Annotated in this window: 15 protein-coding genes and 2 pseudogenes; 7 read left to right on the top strand and 10 right to left on the bottom strand. The window is 44.4% G+C overall.

The genetic code is table 11. The features are described 5' to 3' along the window. Positions 1 to 22: 22 nt before the first annotated feature. The 5 genes and pseudogenes from DP114_RS11910 to DP114_RS11890 form a co-directional block, all read right to left on the bottom strand. A complete protein-coding gene (locus DP114_RS11910) occupies positions 23 to 1,327 on the bottom strand; it encodes a chloride channel protein (RefSeq protein ID WP_171976168.1) in 1,305 nt (434 codons plus the stop codon). Between the two features lie 132 nt (positions 1,328 to 1,459). Continuing rightward, complete coding sequence (locus tag DP114_RS11905) at positions 1,460 to 2,308, bottom strand: alpha/beta fold hydrolase (RefSeq protein ID WP_171976167.1); 849 nt, start codon at positions 2,306 to 2,308, stop codon at positions 1,460 to 1,462. Positions 2,309 to 2,556: 248 nt separating this feature from the next. Then, positions 2,557 to 4,116 carry a GMC family oxidoreductase gene (locus DP114_RS11900; RefSeq protein ID WP_171976166.1) on the bottom strand — a complete coding sequence of 520 codons (1,560 nt, stop codon included), beginning with the start codon at positions 4,114 to 4,116 and terminating at the stop codon, positions 2,557 to 2,559. Positions 4,117 to 4,230: 114 nt separating this feature from the next. After that, positions 4,231 to 4,437: pseudogene (locus DP114_RS11895) on the bottom strand (transposase); the annotation flags it as partial. Positions 4,438 to 4,465: 28 nt separating this feature from the next. After that, the gene (locus tag DP114_RS11890; RefSeq protein WP_169266817.1) at positions 4,466 to 5,398 is read right to left on the bottom strand and encodes a LysR substrate-binding domain-containing protein; all 933 of its coding nucleotides are present in this window, start codon (positions 5,396 to 5,398) and stop codon (positions 4,466 to 4,468) included. Positions 5,399 to 5,550: 152 nt separating this feature from the next. Between DP114_RS11890 and DP114_RS11885 the strand changes: the two genes are divergently transcribed. Then, the gene (locus tag DP114_RS11885) at positions 5,551 to 6,408 is read left to right on the top strand and encodes an SDR family NAD(P)-dependent oxidoreductase (protein ID WP_171976165.1); all 858 of its coding nucleotides are present in this window, start codon (positions 5,551 to 5,553) and stop codon (positions 6,406 to 6,408) included. Here the strand turns inward: DP114_RS11885 and DP114_RS34380 are convergent. Then, positions 6,325 to 6,735 (bottom strand): hypothetical protein, encoded by a 411-nt coding sequence (locus DP114_RS34380; RefSeq protein WP_211178597.1) that lies wholly within the window; start codon positions 6,733 to 6,735, stop codon positions 6,325 to 6,327. The genes DP114_RS11885 and DP114_RS34380 overlap by 84 nt on opposite strands. Before the next feature lie 171 nt (positions 6,736 to 6,906). On the opposite strand from DP114_RS34380, the gene DP114_RS11875 reads away from it, so the two are divergent. Further along, positions 6,907 to 9,201, top strand: coding sequence for an FUSC family protein (locus DP114_RS11875; protein ID WP_171976164.1), 2,295 nt, complete (start codon positions 6,907 to 6,909; stop codon positions 9,199 to 9,201). A 22-nt stretch (positions 9,202 to 9,223) separates the two neighbouring features. On the opposite strand, the gene DP114_RS11870 is transcribed toward DP114_RS11875, so the two are convergent. Beyond that, positions 9,224 to 9,481, bottom strand: a complete 258-nt coding sequence (locus DP114_RS11870) for a hypothetical protein (protein WP_169266820.1) — start codon at positions 9,479 to 9,481, stop codon at positions 9,224 to 9,226. Between the two features lie 168 nt (positions 9,482 to 9,649). Between DP114_RS11870 and DP114_RS11865 the strand changes: the two genes are divergently transcribed. Then, positions 9,650 to 9,880, top strand: a complete 231-nt coding sequence (locus tag DP114_RS11865; protein WP_169266821.1) for a hypothetical protein — start codon at positions 9,650 to 9,652, stop codon at positions 9,878 to 9,880. Positions 9,881 to 9,996: 116 nt separating this feature from the next. Here DP114_RS11865 and DP114_RS11860 read toward each other — a convergent pair whose 3' ends face one another. Further along, a complete protein-coding gene (locus tag DP114_RS11860) occupies positions 9,997 to 10,914 on the bottom strand; it encodes a histone deacetylase family protein (RefSeq protein WP_171976163.1) in 918 nt (305 codons plus the stop codon). A 215-nt stretch (positions 10,915 to 11,129) separates the two neighbouring features. Here DP114_RS11860 and DP114_RS11855 point away from each other — a divergent pair, with 215 nt between their 5' ends. Then, positions 11,130 to 12,173, top strand: coding sequence for a mechanosensitive ion channel family protein (locus tag DP114_RS11855; protein ID WP_169266823.1), 1,044 nt, complete (start codon positions 11,130 to 11,132; stop codon positions 12,171 to 12,173). Between the two features lie 55 nt (positions 12,174 to 12,228). On the opposite strand, the gene DP114_RS11850 is transcribed toward DP114_RS11855, so the two are convergent. After that, positions 12,229 to 12,840 carry a TetR/AcrR family transcriptional regulator gene (locus DP114_RS11850; protein WP_171976162.1) on the bottom strand — a complete coding sequence of 204 codons (612 nt, stop codon included), beginning with the start codon at positions 12,838 to 12,840 and terminating at the stop codon, positions 12,229 to 12,231. Positions 12,841 to 12,916: 76 nt separating this feature from the next. Between DP114_RS11850 and DP114_RS11845 the strand changes: the two genes are divergently transcribed. From DP114_RS11845 to DP114_RS11835, 3 genes are all read left to right on the top strand, one after another. Then, positions 12,917 to 13,366 (top strand): acyl-CoA thioesterase, encoded by a 450-nt coding sequence (locus tag DP114_RS11845; protein ID WP_171976161.1) that lies wholly within the window; start codon positions 12,917 to 12,919, stop codon positions 13,364 to 13,366. A 27-nt stretch (positions 13,367 to 13,393) separates the two neighbouring features. Further along, the gene (locus DP114_RS11840; protein ID WP_169266826.1) at positions 13,394 to 13,819 is read left to right on the top strand and encodes a hypothetical protein; all 426 of its coding nucleotides are present in this window, start codon (positions 13,394 to 13,396) and stop codon (positions 13,817 to 13,819) included. 214 nt (positions 13,820 to 14,033) lie between these two features. Continuing rightward, positions 14,034 to 15,212 (top strand): RNA-guided endonuclease InsQ/TnpB family protein, encoded by a 1,179-nt coding sequence (locus DP114_RS11835; RefSeq protein ID WP_246163128.1) that lies wholly within the window; start codon positions 14,034 to 14,036, stop codon positions 15,210 to 15,212. Between the two features lie 198 nt (positions 15,213 to 15,410). Here the strand turns inward: DP114_RS11835 and DP114_RS36280 are convergent. Then, positions 15,411 to 16,307 (bottom strand): annotated as a pseudogene (locus DP114_RS36280) (aminoglycoside phosphotransferase family protein). Between the last annotated feature and the right edge of the window lie 142 nt (positions 16,308 to 16,449).

Genomic DNA, 16,449 nt, shown 5'->3' with positions numbered 1-16,449 from the left:
TTAATTGATAGCTGATATGTGACTACTGATGACTAATCACTGTTTGTTTTTCAGACTTGAGTTGAGAAGCAATAAAGGGTACCTTAGGGGCAAGAAAAAATCCAATCAGACTGGCAAACAGAATTGGAGTTAAGGGATTAAAATTTGTCAATTTTGACAGTAGCAAGGTCGTACTGATAGGTGTGCGCGTGACAGATACATTGATAGCCGCCATTGTACAAATCATGGCAAGCGTGGGATTTAGTCCAGGAATAAAGACTGCGACAGCTTTACCAACACAAGCACCAATGAAAAATAACGGAATGATAAATCCACCGCGCCATCCACCAGCTACAGTTATGCTAATGGTAGCCATTTTCGCGAATGCAAGCATAAATAAGAAAATAACAGGAAAGCTTTGATTAACAACCTCATCTAACTCCTCATGTCCAAAATAACGAGTCAAAGGTAAGAATGTTGCTAAAATGCCCAATCCCAACCCCGCTATGGTAGTGCGTAGATAAATTGGTCCAGGAATCAAGGCAAAAATTCGGTCACATCCGCGAAAAATGCCCATAAAAATCCATCCTGCCACGACTCCTATGATCCCAAACATGATCGCTACAGCTAAATCATCAATGCTATCTAGGTGGTACTGAGGAAAATGCCAAGTTGGTGCAATTCCCAAGTGTGTGATAGCTGCAAAGACCACATAACTCGCGCAACTCGAAACAATAGCTGGCATAAGCGCTTCGTAGTACTCGACAATATGCTGATGGTGCAAAATTTCTAGGGCGAACATTGCACCACCAAGGGGTGCGCCAAATAAAGCAGTAAAACCTGCAGCCATCGCTGCTAAACTCATAGATCTGACATCTTCACCTTCGAGTCTTAAACGGTCAGCTACCCAAGTGCCAAAAGAACCTGTAACTTGTACCAGTGGTGCTTCTGGTCCGGCGCTGCCGCCAGCTGATATACTGACTAAGGAAGCAAGAATCATTGAGGGATTTTTGCGAGCATCCAGCCGTCCGCCCCGAAAATGGATGTTATCGACAATAACGGCAATTTCGCCAGGATTGCCAAGGAAATGAATCACCAAACCAATTACTAAACCGGCTAATGGCATGACCAACAAAAGACTCAAACCCTGAAATCTTTGCAGTCCGTGAGTCATCAGTTCTAGAATATTCCAGTACAGCCCAGCAAATAAACCACAAAAAGTTCCCACAATAGCCCAGCTTAAAACCCAACGTGAAATCATGAAAGGATGACGTCTTGCTCGTCCAAAAAGCTGAGAAAAAGTCCAACGTTGAGTTTGCTCTGTAGGAGGGCGCTTGTTTGGTAGCACTGCTAATTTCCCTGTGTAAGTGAAACGAAGGATACAAAATTTGTTCTTTTTCTATGCTATGCCTCATTTGCACCTGACTTTTCACGGAATTGAGGAAAAAGCGGGATTTAAACTATTTAGCTCAACTCTGTACTATGCTTTTTCGAGAAACTGCAAGACTCGTCGATTAAACTTTTCCGGATTCTCGATGAACATGAAATGTCCTCCGCCTTCAGCTTCCTCAAAGATTTCCAACTCAGAGTCAGGAATGCTTTTATTAATCCAGACTTGCGATCGCCACGGGATAACACTTTTTCTGCCAGCAATAATTAGGGCAGGCTTGCGAATCTTCACAATTTGATCTCGCCAGTCCATATGAAACTGGTTATAGAGTAGAGTTGCAGCAAGCTGTCGCGGACACCGAAGATTGCACTGTACTATCCACTCGAATTGTTCGGTTGACATGGCATTCGTGACCATCGAAGCCAGGGTGTTTCGGGTCACTTCCTCGGCAGAAGAACTTTCTAGAGCGTACACCATTTCATTGAGCTGTTCGGATGTAACAATCGCTCCAGCTTCCTCCATTTCTTGAGAACTCCAATGCGGTCTAGATGTGTATAGTGGAGATTGATCGACCAATACTAATCGATCTATTTCATCTTGCCCAAACAGATCGAGGTAACTCCAGACAACGGCACACCCCATAGAGTGAGCAAGCAGGTGTGGCTTTTCTAGTTGCAGAAAGCTGATCAGTTCCTGGATGTCTTTGGATAAGCGAGAAATTCGGTAACCGTAGGTGACTTTCTCTGACTCGCCGTGTCCTCTTAAATCGACAGCTATGACATGATACCTTTGGGCAAAGGCAGAAATTTGATATTTAAATTGTTGAGCTGACTGCGACCAACCGTGAATCAGGACAATCGATTTTCCCCTCCCTGCACTGATGTAGCTTAATTCAGCACCATCGGATGTTTTGAATGTCTTTCTTTGGAACTCATCCATCAGTTAGTAATCCTTTGGTAAAACACCAACAACGTAAATTCAGACAGTTAGGCGATCGCAGTTCTCAAAAGCGTTTACTCACCGAACACGATCACCGGCTTTAATCAAACAGATGCGCTCTTAAAGAAATTGATTAGGAGTGTGGTAAATGTGGCACTGTGAATCCGAGTATGGAAAAGCATAACGTATGATTTACCGTTAAACTCAAAGTCTCTTTACGCGCAATCAGGTGTAAAAGAGGTTAGATTTCATGACAGCTTTGTTAATTCCAATCTTTGATATGGAACACGACCTGCGGCTTTAATCAAATCTGCTGCCTTTTCACCAATCATAATTGTAGGTGCATTCGTATTTCCCGTAGTGAGGCTTGGCATAATTGATGCATCCACAACTCGCAACCCCTCAACACCATGTACCCGTAGTTCGGGATCTACAACTGAATCGGCGTCAGTTCCCATTTTGCAAGTGCCGACAGGGTGGTATACACTGTCGCAGGTTTCTCTGATATAAGCTCGCAGTGCTTCATCGCTAGTTACATTGGCACCAGGAGCAACTTCCTCGCCTCGGAACTCATCAAATATACTTGAGTCAAACAACTGGCGGATAATTTTAATTCCTGCAACTAGCTTTTGCATATCGGATTCACTCTGGAGATAGTTCATTCGGATTATCGGTGAATCATTGGGGGAAGCAGAACGCAGACTGACACTGCCACGACTTTGGGGATTAGTCAGACACACTGAAGCAGCGAATCCTGGACCAGAGCGGGCATAAGCAGGATGTGTCCACAATACAGGAGCAGAGTAAAGCTGTAAATCTGGCGCAGCATCTAAACGACCTTCAGTATGCAGGAATAATCCAGCTTCCGCGATATTGCTGGTTGGGGCAGGTTGCAGATCCTGGGTGGCTTGATGTGCCACGGCAACGTGAAGGTGATCTTGAAGATTCTGACCGACACCAGGTAAATTAACGACTACGGGAATGTCGAGCGATCGCAGGTGTTCTGCATTTCCAATTCCAGAAAGCATCAGCAGCTTGGGGGAATCGATTGCCCCAGCAGAAAGAATCACTTCCTGTTGCACAAAGGATTGGTGTATCGTTCCCTGGTGTATGTATTCCACTCCTACCGTGCGCGTTCCCTCAAATAATAACCGAGTCACTAACGCACCAGTAGTAACTCTTAAGTTAGGGCGATCCAAAATAGGTACTAAAAATGCTGCCGCTGTACTGTGCCGCTTACCATCTTTGATAGTCAACTGATAAAGTCCAGCACCTTCTTGTTGCTCTCCGTTGAAGTCGAGATTGCGTTTGTAGCCAAGTGCGACGGCTGCTTCTACAAATCTTTGTGATGTCACCGCCGGGGCAATTGGATCGGTAACGCTCAACTCCCCATCGACTCCGTGAAACTCGGATGCGCCATGCTGCTGGTTTTCAGATTTCTTGAAGTAAGGCAACACATCTTCGTAACTCCAACCGGGATTACCTAACTCTTGCCAGCGATCATAATCATGACAGTTGCCTCGGATGTAGATCATGGCGTTGATCGAACTGGAACCACCCAGGACTTTGCCACGTGGACAATAGATTTTGCGCCCATTGAGGTATGGTTCTTCTTCTGTAAAATATGCCCAGTCCGCCTCAGTACCCCACAGTTTAACCCAACCTAGAGGAACTTCGTGCTCTGGTAAGTTAGGCGGATTGCCTGCTTCCAGCAACAACACAGTTGTTTTACCGTCTTCTGTCAAACGATTGGCGACGACACAACCCGCTGAACCTGCACCAATGACAACATAATCGTATTGATTCATAAGATCCTCACTTGTGTTTTGGTATCAGCTATTTTTGCACTTTAAATAAGCTCAATTTGTTACTTTATAAAACAACCAAGTTCCCCAAATCTGCAATTGAACACCATTCATTCAACCAGTCCATAAATAACTTAAACCCAAAAGTCTCTTTACAGTATTAAAAGCATCTTCAATTCGCCATCTTCGGTGGTACAGATCTGCTACAACGTATGGTGGTAAAACAGTTGGGTCAAGTACACTTGTTAAATAAGAATGCCAGGTATTCTGTGAACGAACTTCAATTAAACGTAAAGTGATAAATGGAGTTGTTTTTGTTTCAGATTACTGCTGAGACAGTACTTGGAGGCTATTAGGTGAGGTGATTGATCCCTAACTGCTCACGATCATCACGATTTAACTCCCCTTGTGTCGTCTTCCGTGCCAAGCTGAGAAATGCTCTCACTGCTGGAGAGGAATCATGCTGCCGCCAAGTAAGATAAAGTCCGGTTTTAGGTGTCTGCTCTTGTAAGGGTCTGTAAATGACTCCGCTTCTGTGAAAGTTTTGCAACGAGGCGGGAACGAAAGCAATGCCCAGTCCTGCTGCAACCAAGCCGATGATAGTTTGCATCTGAACTGCCTCCTGAGCAACTTTCGGACGAAATCCAGCTTGTTGACAAATGTTAATAATCTGTTCGTAAAAGACGGGTCCCATTTTGGCAGGAAATAGGATAAATGATTCCGAAGCCAAAGTGGAGAGAGACACTTTGGTCTGGGCAGAGAGCGGATGGGTTTCTGGCAACGCCAAGATTATTGATTCTTGCAAAACGCATTCTGTACTTAGACCTGGGTCGATGATAACAGAACGAACAATGCCAACATCAACCTGTTTGTGATGCAAGGCTTGAATTTGCTCTTGCGTCGTCAGTTCATGCAATCGCAGTTCTACAGCAGGAAACTGTTCTCGAAACACACTTAAAATATCTGGCAGTACGGTATACGTTGCAGATCCGACAAACCCAATCGCCAACCGTCCAACTTCACCCCGCCCTATCCGTTGTGTCACTGCGATCGCCTGTTCGAGTTGGGCTAACACCAAGTAGGAGCGATCTAAAAACACTTTGCCTGCTTCAGTCAGATGCACGTGTCGCTTCGTTCGTTCAAACAACTTGACGCCTAGTTCATCTTCCAAACTGCGAATCTGCTGACTGAGCGGGGGTTGGGAAATGCGCAACCGCTCTGCTGCTCGGCTAAAATGCAGCTCCTCAGCCACGGCGATGAAGTAGTGCAGGTGCCGTAGTTCCATCACAATTTATATCTCTAACCTATTAATCTTAGTCAAATATATATTGGACAGTCACATGAGTGTCTCCTATCGTAAGAAATATGAGGCGCGTCTCATGATTAGACGGTGCATACGCCCACTAAAATTCAGACTTTAAGCCAGGAGAAAGTTAAGTGATTCGACTCGACGATCAAGTAGCGATTATTACTGGAAGCGGACGAGGTTTGGGAGCAGCCTATGCCTGCTTGCTAGCGAGTAGAGGAGCGCAAGTCATCGTACACGATGCAGGCGTTAATAAAGATGGAACTGGTTTCGATCCGAACGTGGCGGCTGATGCTGCAAGGAGAATTCACGAAGCAAGCGGGATTGCGTTCGCGATCACCGAATTTCTTGATAGTAGAGAGAACTGCAGACACCTAGTGGAAACCGCGCTGGAGAAATTTGGCCGCCTTGACATCTTGATCCACAACGCTGGATGGGTCGCATACCAATCAGTAGAAGAGCTAACTCCTGATTTTTTGCAGCGGGCCATTAAAGTTAACGTTGAAGCGCCAACGTGGTTGGCTCAAGCGGCCTTTCCAATTATGAAGCGGCAAAACTACGGACGAATCGTGCTGACGACTTCGGATAGAGCTATTTATCAGCAATATGCACTTAGTGGTCTCGCCCCTTATGCGATGGGAAAAATGGCACAGATAGGTCTGATGAACGTGCTGGCGGTTGAAGGCAAAGAGCATGGAATTCTCGTTAATGCGATTTCGCCAGTAGCCAAAACGCGGATGTGGAACGTACAAGATGAGCCAGAGGATTTGCGACCCGACCAAGTAGCCCCCGGTGTTTTATATCTCGCTTCTGGTGAATGCCGAGAGTCTGGATTTATATTAAGGGCAAGCAATGGTCAATTCACAGCCGTGCGCTGGGTCGAGCGAGACAACGTAGATTATCCGTTAAACCTTGCCGCTGTTGAGGTGTCTACTGGGGAGGATGTGGCTACTCGCTGGCAGCAGATTGCTGCGGATGTTGCGTTTTAAGGACTGGGCTTGTACTTCGAGATGGTCTTTGGGGAAACAATCGAGGTTTTTGGTGGGGGGGTAGTTCAAAGGATGTGGTAAAGGGCGATTGGGAACTTCTTCCAGGCTTTTGAGCTTACAAAATAATGCTGACAAAGTTGAGCTATAATCACGGGGCAACTCGACTGGTTTATTATTAGCTCCTAACTTCAACCCAACATTCGGGTTGAGTTCTTCAGTGAATTCTGCCAGCTTATTGTCTGCAACAGCACCAGCGATCGCTCCCGCAATTCTACCAATAGCAGCACCCATCTTATCGATGGAGCGACCTAGCGCAGATCCTGGCACGCCCGACAGCAGCTAAACCCGTAGTAATTTGGGAATCCGTCGCTTCTGAGTCAAAACTTATAGCTGATTCACCTCAAAAGGCATATTCCTCTACACAGTTCTATCTGGCTAAAATTCTGTAAGAGGCGTTCTGCTTTGTACTTTTTTCATTTACAATCGCCAGCCTAATAAATGCCATCTACAGATAAACGTCCTTTCTTGTGGTTGTTGCAGCAGTTTCAACTCAAGCCAGGTAAGCCCGCCATTTTCTCCGGATTACGTAGCCTTTTTATACTGGGTGTCCCTATTGGAGTTGGAGTCATTACAGGTCATGCTGCTACAAGTGCGATCGCCACTATGGCAGCTTGGTTCGTTGGTATGGTAAATGTTGACGGAACCTATCGCCAGAGAGCAACTGCTATGATAGCAGCCACTGTGGGGATAACTACGGTGTTCCTGATCGCGAGTCTGGTTAGCAGTCATCTCGCTTTAGCAGTCCCAACGACATTCCTTGTGATATTTATAGCAGGTTTAGCTGGACTGTATGGCAGCGTGGCTGCATCTGTTAGCTTGGTGACTTCGATCATGTTTGTGATTGCGCTTGCTAAACTTGCTTCATTTTCCAATTTCTCTACTCTTATTCAACACTGCGCGCTATGTCTGGCTGGTGGAACATGGACAACTGTGTTGTCATTAGGAGTATGGGTGCTGCGTCCTAACGTACCTGCAATGCAGGTAGTCGCTAACTGCTATCTCTCGTTGAGTAAATTTGTAGACTTGGCAAGCGAGAGAACATTAAATCCAAAGGATCATCAGGAGTGGGAACAGCGATTTTTGCAAGCGCAAGATACTGTTATTCAAGATTTGACATCTGCCCGTAGCGTTTGGACAACTATATGGACTAGGCAAAAAGGAGCTGACTTACGGGGAAATAGCTTACTGTTGTTAATTGAGGATGTCAATCAAATTGTGAATTCTGTTGTAGCACTGAGGGAACTGTTGGTGATTGCATCCGAACATCAACTATTTCCTCGGTTACACAAAGAAATTCAGCAAGTCATACAACAGTTGGCAATTGGTTTGAAAATGTTGTCAAAAGCAATCACCAAAGGAAAAAACTCACCTCACCTGGGGGATCTGGATCGGACGGTTGAAGCACTAGAACACCAGTGGAAAGTTCTACGTTCTCAAGTCTTCAATCAAAAGATAAATGTTCAGACAGACGAATATTCCGATCTAGTCAACCTTGGGAAAATTACAGCCAGTCTTAAAAACCTGGCACAGCAAATTCATACTGATGCGGATATTGTTACAGATTTAAGACAGGGAAAACAGCGTAGCATTGCTCAGCGAAACATTTCCCCTCCAGCACAGTCAGAACGTTCTACAATTATTGATACACTGCGGCATAACTTTACTTTTGATTCAGTTTTGTTTCGTCATGCCTTGCGCCTAGCACTGATCACAACCCTGGCTGAATTACTTGCCTCACTATTGCAACTACCTAGAGGTTACTGGATAACCCTAACAGCTTTAGTTGCGCTTAAGCCCAACTATGGTGGAACATCCGAGACAACAGTACAAAGAGTCATCGGTACTATTTTGGGTGGAATCATTGGCATTATTCTGATCTTATTAGTTAAGAATTCTTTGGCGATAGCACTCTGTTTCCTGCTGCTGGTGTTTACTGCTATGTCGGTGCGACCATTAAGCTATAGCATATTCACTATACTGCTCACTCCTGCAATCATCTTGCTACTCAACCTTATTAGTGCGGGTGGCTGGCAGGTTGGAGTATTGCGTATCGTTGATAGCCTAGTTGGGGGTGTTTTAGCACTGCTTGGCAGCTATTTGCTTTTCCCCCGTTGGGAACGACACCAACTTCCTGCACAACTGGAAAAGACCATTCGAGCAAATCTTGCCTACTTTCAACAGGTCATTGCTAACTATCTCCATCCACACCAGGATGCATCAGCTGATTCTATCAATATGCTACGCCATCAAGCGGCATTAGAAAACGTCAACGCTGCCGCCGCCGCCCAACGATTGTTCAGCGAACCTCGTCACGTCCAGGGAGAAATCGAACCTGTAATGACGCTGATGGTATACATTCGTGGCTTTTTCAGTTCGGTGACAACTCTGGCAGAACATCTGCGGGAATTCAGTGGTAAGTACCAATTTACTGAACTCAAACCACTTGCCGATACCATTATCCAAATTTTGGAAAACTTAGCAGATGCCCTTAGGCAGGGACAGCCACCCCAACAGTTACCAGCGCTGGATAGCTATCTTGAAGCAATTAACAACCAAATTCAACAGCTACATACCGCTCGAATATCAGAGATTGCCAGAAATTGCAACACTTTAACTCCCACATTACAAGCCGTTCGAGAACAAACTCCTCTATCCATAGAATTGGATCGAATTGTTAATGAAATTAAAGTTATGCACTGTGTCATTGCTCGTGTCGTCTCAAAACGTAGTTAATCGGATGCGGGATCGTTCATTCCTATGCAGCCAAAGCCGACTCTTGTTGTCCATAACCCATACTGCACAAGCTTCTATCACCTTTGAAGGTCGCTACGAATATGGCATCTAACACCATCTGCCAGCAGTACTTGCGCCGCATGTCCAACTTGCCCATCCCATGTTCTATTGCCCATTTCTTGACCAATTTGGTATCTAGTACGCCCAGCAGGTCTTTCACGTTATGGCGCAGCATACCTATTGTGACTTTATTGAAAGTTTTGGTAATATGTTTGTACATGATAAATGTCCAAGCCGATGATTAACGTCTTGGTCTGGGTATTGTTCAAATCCCACCGCCAAACTTTTTACAGGAGTGGTGGGGCTGGTTATTAACCTTTGTATTTATTAAACCTCTTTTAGAATAGGTTAACCTATTTTATAAGTCAAGAGTAAAAAATATATTTTTATGTCACACACTTATGGTAAGGCAGTAAAAGGTCACCGAGGCTTTGTATCACAAGGTAAGGATATTGGTGGCGACGTTAAAGTTATTGGTTGTAAGTTTCCACCTGAAGTTGATGCAGTCTTAAGGACTCTTCCTAACCGCTCAGAGAAGCTTCGGCAGTGGGTGATTCGATGTATGCTCGAAGAGGGTCTGCTTGACCAACATTCATCAACTCAGTCTCCCAACAGCTAGTTAATTCTAGTACAGCTATTAATAAAGATACATTCTTGGGCGGACACCTGGAACGATGTCTGCCCCTTTTGCTTTTGTAAACCACACTGGAGTTTAGACTAAATTATTTACGAAGGTCAAAGTCTGTATTGCTGATAAACTTCACTCGCAGCCCGATGCACTAAGGAGTGACGATACACAAGTGATTTGAGATCATCCGCATATCCACCACCAATCACACAGGCTACTCTATAGCCAGCCGCAATACAAGTACTCAACACTTGCATTTCTCTGCGGTATAAACCAGTATCAGTTAAGGCTAATTTTCCTAGCTTGTCCCCAATATGAGGGTCAACACCAGCATCGTATAACACTAAATCTGGCTTGACATCAGACAACAAATCTGGTAAGTATTGAGCTAATGTTTGCAGATAAGCATCATCTTCCATCCCCACAGGTAGGGGAACATCCAAATCACTTTTTTGCTTAGTTCCAGGGAAATTGACTTCGCAGTGCATAGAGAAGGTGAAAACACTATTATCCCCTTCAAAGATAAAAGCAGTACCATCCCCTTGATGCACGTCTAAGTCTACAATCAAGATTTTCTGAACTAGGCGGAGTTTTTGCAATACTCGAACTGCAATTGCCAAATCATTGAAAATACAAAAACCAGATCCATAACTGGGAAAGGCGTGATGAGTACCACCAGCAGTGTTACAAGCCAAACCGTACTTGAGGGCTAATTGTGCCGTCAGGATTGTTCCACCAACGGCGACACATGTACGATTAACCAGTGAGGAACTCCAAGGTAACCCAATACGTCGCTGTGCTTTGGCATCCAGAGTGCCTGTACAATAAGCTTGCACGTACTCTGGGGTATGAACTAACTCTATTAATTCTTCTGGTGGGCGTGAGGGCAGATAAAATTGTTCTTTTTGCGCCACGCCATCTGCTAATAATAGTTCATACAGTTGCCGAAATTTTGGCATCGGGAAGCGATGACCTTCAGGTAGTGGGGCAACGTAGTCAGGGTGGTAGACTATCGGCAGATCCATGAACTCACTGTTGTAAAAAGTTTTGACGATCAAAACACCAAGAGATATTATTGCGTTGATTTAGTTGTTTCGACGCAATACGAGAAAATGAGTAATATTTTTCTGTCTACTCAATAATTGAATTTACGTAGATTCCACGTGTTTTATTTACACTGGACAAGGAAACAATTGACCAATCTTAATCTCAAATTGAAAATTGAAAATTAAAAATTGTCATGATACAACATTGGATTTTGCCACTTGTATTTATCTTGGCTGGCTTGCTTGGTGGAATTATAACCGAAAAAATAATTTTTACAAGACTGCACAAATTTGTTACTAGTAGACGAATTCCGGGAAGTGCAGTTATATTTCGTTCCCTAAACCGTATGCCCTTCTTTTGGTGCTTCCTTGCTGGCTTTTACGGTGCAACAGTTAGTTACCGTCCTGAAGCAGATGTTGCAGCATTATTGATAAAACTTATCACTGGCTGTTTTTTATACACATTTACTATTGTTTTTGCTAGACTCACTGCTGGATTTGTCAATTTATTTTTTCGCAGAGCAGATGGTTTTTCTGCCTCACTACTTTCTAATGTTGCTAAAACTGCCGTTTTAGTTTTAGGAACATTAATTGTATTGCAAACACTAGGAGTTCAAATTACACCAATATTAACAACTTTAGGTGTTGGTGGTTTAGCAGTTGGTCTCGCACTTCAAGATACACTAGCAAATTTGTTTTCTGGTTTTTATTTAATTATTTCTAAGCAAGTCAGAACGGGAGATTATGTTAAATTAGATGGTGGTGGTCATGAAGGATACGTTACAGATATAACTTGGCGAAATACCACTATCAAAGAGCTTTCTAATAACGTCATAATAGTACCAAATTCTAAGCTTGCCTCTGCTATTTTCACTAACTATCATCTGCCAGTCAAAGAAATTACATTAACGATGAACGTGGGAGTGAGCTATGATAGCGACCTTGAACAAGTCGAAAAAGTCACTGTAGAAGTTGCTAAAGAAGTCATGGAAGAAATCGCTCCTGAATTAACAGCAAATGCACCTTATATAAGATTTAACGAATTTGCAGATTTTAGTATAAATTTTACCCTCTATATGCGGGTCAATGAATTCTTTGACCAGCGCTTGGCTAGGCATTTATTTATTAAGAAATTACACAAACGCTATCAGAAAGAGGGAATTACGATTCCCTTCCCAGCTAGAGATATTTATCTGCAAGGTAATGGAAGTAAGAATGGAGCAATGACTTTGGAATGATAAATTGGTGGTTTACTCGTAATAGTGCAAGATCTCAGTATATAGAGAAGCTGCTTTATTCCTCAGTTTCAACCATTGGCTGAATCAAAGATGCAATCGCCTCTTCAATCCGCTGCCATCCGGTTGGTGAACTAAAATCAATTCCTAAGAATGTATTGCTGACTTTGGTTCGCAGAACTAGATAAACAATTCCAGCAATCAACACCGCACTGATAGCAGGAATATCTTTATCTGCCGGGAAGGAACACTTTTGCTTGAGAAATTCCAGGCTTTCAATCGCCACGCGATCGCGCACTGTTGCCAATTCATGCGTTAACTCATTGCCTTCTAGTAACTCCCAGCGCATAATTTCTTGCGTAATAGGTCGTTTTTGCAAGTCATGTAGAAAGCGCGTCAATAACAAAACCATCCACTCAGCCGTCGATTCTGCATCGACGGCTGTTTCATCCCCAACTAATTCTTCAACACTCATCCAGTAGTTCCCCTCCTTGCCAAAGGTTTCCAGCAGGGAGGGGAGGTTCTCAAAATATCGATAAATCAAGACTTTATCGACCCCGGCTTCACGGGCGATCGCATTCACCCCCAGTTGCTTAAAGCCCGATTCTGCCAATAGTTTACCAACGGCTGCCAGAATTCGTGCCTTCGTTTCTTCTTTATCCCTAGCCATAAATCGTTCTCATCTACTTGTCACCAATTGGTGACTATGATACATTGTCACTGAACAGTGACTTTAAGGATTGAGGATGCAAAAGATTTCCTTTGAGTTAGAGGTGTATTCTTTCCACATTGATTTCATTGGACACGTGAACAACACTGTCTATATTCAGTGGATGGAAATTGGACGGACAAAACTGTTGGAAGCCGTTGGAATGCCAACGCAAGAAATTTTTCAGCAAGGGTTTGCTCCGGTGCTGGTTCAAACGAACATCACTTATAAATCGCCGCTTTATTTGGGCGATCGCGTGCGGATGGAAATGTGGGTCTCAGAACTGAAAAACGCATCTGCTATTATGCAGTTCCAGTTTTATAAAGAACAAGGAACACTGGCAGCAGAGGGATGGCAAAAAGGATTGTTTGTGGATACACAAACAATGCGTCCAAGACGTTTACGCCCAGAGGAACGTTGTTTGTTCGCACCTTACGTGGATTCAATGGGAGATGCTCAACGTACAACATCGCTGATATCCAGCTAAAAATATTCAATTTGAGGAAACCTAATTATGAATCTTGAGGTTAACCATCAGAAATTACTGAAAATTCTTCTTCTTACCAGCATTATTTCTACAGGCATTCATTTCACTGATAATTATCTATTCATCAAGCAATATCCCCAACCTGAATGGATTACAGCCCCTTCAATTTATCAATCGTGGCTTATTCTTACAGCAGTGGGCATCACTGGGTATTGGTTGTATAAATACCGAAAGTTTTGGCTTGCTTATAGCTGTCTATTCGTCTACTCATTAACAGGTTTATCAAGCTTAGGGCATTACCTTTATGGAACTTTGTCAAAGTTCTCAGCGAAGATGCACCTCTTTATTTGGACTGATGGGTTGACTGGTTTGGCTATATTGGGATTTCTTTTTTGGTCAGCACTGATTCTCAAACCGTGGCGACGAGAGCTTAGTCCGGTTGACCGTAATTAATGGGATACAAGCCCCGTCCTTCTAGGACAGCTTTTTATTGATTTTCAGTTTCCGAATGAGATCTCTAAGCACATCAGACTTAGTTCTTCCAGATATTTGGCAATACTCTTCTAGATGTGCCAGTTCCCCTTCTGTCAAACGAAAAAATACGCTTTTATTCATTGCGCTTGTATGTCGATATGCTATACAATGATAACAGAGTTAAAAGAAAACAGTGAAAGCCAGATATCAGTTCCGATTTTATCCAACCAGTCAGCAACAAGTGAGTTTAGCTCAATTGTTCGGTTGCGTTCGGACAGTTTGGAATGATGCGCTGGCGATTTGCAAACAATCGGAGAAGCTGCCAAGTAACAACGATTTGCAGAAACTTGTCATCACACAAGCAAAGAAAAAAGTAGAACGTGAATGGTTGGCAAATGTCTCAAACATCCCGTTACAACAATCGGTCGCTGATTTAGGAGTAGCTTACAAAAACTTTTTTGATTCACTCAAAAGTAAGCGGAAAGGAAAGAAAATAGGCACTCCTAAGTTTAAGAAAAGAACAAATCAGCAATCTGCCCGTTTTAGAATTGGTGGATTTTCAATAAAAAATGAAGAAATCTACTTGGCTAAGATTGGTAATGTTAAACCTATTTGGTCAAGACAGTTACCATCAGCACCAAGCTCGGTAACAGTAATAAAAGACTGCGCTAATCGTTATTTTCTCAGTTTCGTAGTAGAAGTTGTACCCATTCAAGTCGAAGCCAAAAACCAAAGCATCGGGATTGATTTGGGAATAAAAACTTTTGCAGTGATGAGCAATGGTGAAAAAGCCGTCAGTCCCGACTACTCAAAGCTAGACAAGAAAATACGACGCAAACAACGCCAGTTAGCGCGTCAACAAAAAGATTCAAAGCGTCGGAATAAGACCCGAGTTAAAATAGCCAAGTTGCAGAATCGGGTAGCTGATACCAGAAAAGATTTCTTGCACAAACTATCAACCAAAGTGGTTAGTGAAAACCAGACAATTGTCTTGGAAGATTTGAATGTATCCGGAATGGTTAAGAACCGCAAACTAGCGCGAGCGATTAGCTTGCAAGGTTGGCGTCAATTCCGAACATTTTGTGAGGCAAAGTCTGAAAAGCTGGGTAGAACATTTCGCGTTATTAGTCGATGGGAGCCAACCAGCCAAATCTGTTTTGATTGGGGGTTTAGGTGGGGTAAAGTTGATCTATCAATTCGTTCTATTCTCTGCTTAAACTGTGGAACGGAACAGGACAGAGACGAGAACGCAGCGAAAAATATAAATAAAGTCGGGATAGGGCATTGCCCGACTCTAAATGGACGCACAGAGAAGGTAAGACTGGCTTGCCAGCACATCTCAGTGAAGCGTCAAGAATCCCCGCACTTGTAGGGCGGGGAGTATGTCAAATTACCCAATCTTAGATTTTGGAACTTCCAAAGAATAAATTAATCAAAAAAATCAAGAATCCACACCTAAACAATAATGATAATTATTATTGCCGCAGAGCTACGGACGGCGAAGCGTCCGGTACAAGCCATTGTTGGGAAGGTTCAAACTACTCAACGACATCTGCGGGAGCAGGCTCCCTCAATTGCTCGCCCTATAGTCGGCAAGAACTTCATCGATCATGCGTCGGGCGTTGCCAACTCCCACAGGGTTGGTGTTTAAGTAGTATGGGATGAAGATCACCGCTTGGGACAGTGCGTGACCCCGACCTCGCGCCCACGTCGCGTCATCAACCGCTAGTGCTGCGCGGAACACGTCGCGGCTCTCGCCGGAGAACAGACCCCATGCGATTATCAAGTCACAGGCGGGGTCTCCCACGCCCAGACCCCCGAAGTCGATGACGGCACTTAAGCGACCCCGTTCGACCAGCAGGTTCCCGGGTAGCAAATCTCCGTGGAACTAGACAGGCGCGCGATCCCATTCGGGTGCCTGAAGGGCGGCTTCCCACACGATCATTGCTATATCAACATTGATCGTGTCATGTAGGGCTGCAATTGCCTGACGGGTTCCCGTGTCTCGCCTTGTTAGGGGAATGCCGCGCAAGTTGTGATCCACAGCTAGCGGTCCGCCTGTGGTATCAATCTGTTGCAGAGCGGTGATGAATTGCGCCAGATCCGTCGCCGCCTGAGGTGGATCAGCAATCCGCTTGATCGTCGCGCTCTCGCCTTCAAGCCACCGATAGACCGACCACTGCCAGGGGTAGCCCTCGCCGGGTTCGCCCATCGCGAGCGGAATGGGGATGGTAAGCGGCAGGAACGAGGCAAGTCTTGGCAACCACTGGTGCTCCTTCTCCACCTGACCGATAGCCCAATGGATGCGGGGTAGTCGCACAGCCATGTCATCGCCAAGACGATAGACCGCGTTGTCTGTGCCAGCGGACTGAACCGGCTCGATGGGAAGGTCGGCCCACTGCGGGAACTGCGACGCGAGCAACCGGCTCACGAGTGATGCGTCGGTGTCTACCTCGTCAACATGCATTTTGCCAGAAGTCATAGGCACCTTTAATAATCTTCCAACATGGCGGACGGATATACTTTCAATACACGCTCCGCTCTTTACGCCTAGAGGGCACGCTTTGCCCTTACGTAATTGACTTATATTTATCCAGACATGATATTAG

Source organism: Brasilonema sennae CENA114, assembly GCF_006968745.1.
Taxonomy (GTDB): domain Bacteria; phylum Cyanobacteriota; class Cyanobacteriia; order Cyanobacteriales; family Nostocaceae; genus Brasilonema; species Brasilonema sennae.
The sequence above is the reverse complement of the archived record's forward strand: the minus strand, read 5'-3'. Positions and strand labels throughout refer to the sequence as shown.

Excerpts from the sequence above, each read along its gene's own strand:
- DP114_RS11845 (WP_171976161.1), top strand. The coding sequence starts at position 12,917 with ATGCAAAAGATTTCCTTTGAGTTAGAGGTGTATTCTTTCCACATTGAT.
- DP114_RS11890 (WP_169266817.1), bottom strand. The coding sequence starts at position 5,398 with ATGGAACTACGGCACCTGCACTACTTCATCGCCGTGGCTGAGGAGCTG.
- DP114_RS11855 (WP_169266823.1), top strand. The coding sequence starts at position 11,130 with ATGATACAACATTGGATTTTGCCACTTGTATTTATCTTGGCTGGCTTG.
- DP114_RS11900 (WP_171976166.1), bottom strand. The coding sequence starts at position 4,116 with ATGAATCAATACGATTATGTTGTCATTGGTGCAGGTTCAGCGGGTTGT.
- DP114_RS11875 (WP_171976164.1), top strand. The coding sequence starts at position 6,907 with ATGCCATCTACAGATAAACGTCCTTTCTTGTGGTTGTTGCAGCAGTTT.
- DP114_RS11865 (WP_169266821.1), top strand. The coding sequence starts at position 9,650 with ATGTCACACACTTATGGTAAGGCAGTAAAAGGTCACCGAGGCTTTGTA.
- DP114_RS11860 (WP_171976163.1), bottom strand. The coding sequence starts at position 10,914 with ATGGATCTGCCGATAGTCTACCACCCTGACTACGTTGCCCCACTACCT.
- DP114_RS11905 (WP_171976167.1), bottom strand. The coding sequence starts at position 2,308 with ATGGATGAGTTCCAAAGAAAGACATTCAAAACATCCGATGGTGCTGAA.
- DP114_RS11870 (WP_169266820.1), bottom strand. The coding sequence starts at position 9,481 with ATGTACAAACATATTACCAAAACTTTCAATAAAGTCACAATAGGTATG.
- DP114_RS11850 (WP_171976162.1), bottom strand. The coding sequence starts at position 12,840 with ATGGCTAGGGATAAAGAAGAAACGAAGGCACGAATTCTGGCAGCCGTT.
- DP114_RS11840 (WP_169266826.1), top strand. The coding sequence starts at position 13,394 with ATGAATCTTGAGGTTAACCATCAGAAATTACTGAAAATTCTTCTTCTT.